The organism is Pseudoalteromonas sp. S3178 (assembly GCF_005886985.1).
Taxonomy (GTDB): domain Bacteria; phylum Pseudomonadota; class Gammaproteobacteria; order Enterobacterales; family Alteromonadaceae; genus Pseudoalteromonas; species Pseudoalteromonas carrageenovora.
On record NZ_PNCW01000141.1, the window covers coordinates 1 to 664 of the forward strand.

The following is a 664-nucleotide window of genomic DNA, read 5'->3' on the forward strand; positions in this document are numbered from 1 at the left end:
TACTTTTATGGAGTCAGATCAGTCAGCGGTCAGCGGTCAGCGGTCAGCGGTCAGCGGTCAGCGGTCGATTTTAGTCTAGCAATTAAGCCCGTCAACATTTTTGATAGCGCCACAGTTTCATCTAACCAAACTGTACCTACAGGCTGTTTGATATAACCTATATCTATTCCAATATAAATTTGGGTCCGGGCTTCTGCAAGTGATGATCGAGCAATATCTAAAAACCTTACTTTTTCTTTATTACTTTCCCTAGTCATACCCTCTGCAATGTTGCTCGGTACAGATAACCCAGAACGAGTTAGTTGATCCCTAAATCCAAAATCCTTTATATAGGCAGTCTCTTTGTAAATTTGCGCACTTAATCGCGCTGAGCGTTTCCAGACATCCAAACTTTCGAAGTTCATAATTTAAGCCATTAGCTATAAGCTTTGCTTATACTAGACCTCATTTCGAAAAAGTAAAAGGCTATAAGCATATACTAACTAGCTTACCTACAAAGCCCTACGACAGATAGCTGACAACTAATAGCTAATAACTGATAGCTTATAGCTGATAACTAATAACTGACATCTAAAAACTAACTTCTAATAACTGACAGCTGACAGCTGACAGCTAATAACTAATAACTAATAACTAATAACTAATTGATCTGACTCCATAAAAG

Annotated in this window: 1 protein-coding gene; it reads right to left on the reverse strand. The window is 38.1% G+C overall.

Going from position 1 to position 664, the window contains the following annotated elements; all coding sequences use genetic code 11:
- Positions 1 to 50: 50 nt before the first annotated feature.
- Complete coding sequence (locus CWC11_RS20375; protein WP_138684143.1) at positions 51 to 404, reverse strand: four helix bundle protein; 354 nt, start codon at positions 402 to 404, stop codon at positions 51 to 53.
- Between the last annotated feature and the right edge of the window lie 260 nt (positions 405 to 664).

What these genes read in the sequence shown, in the direction of transcription:
- CWC11_RS20375 (WP_138684143.1), bottom strand. Translation starts at nt 404, where the DNA reads ATGAACTTCGAAAGTTTGGATGTCTGGAAACGCTCAGCGCGATTAAGT.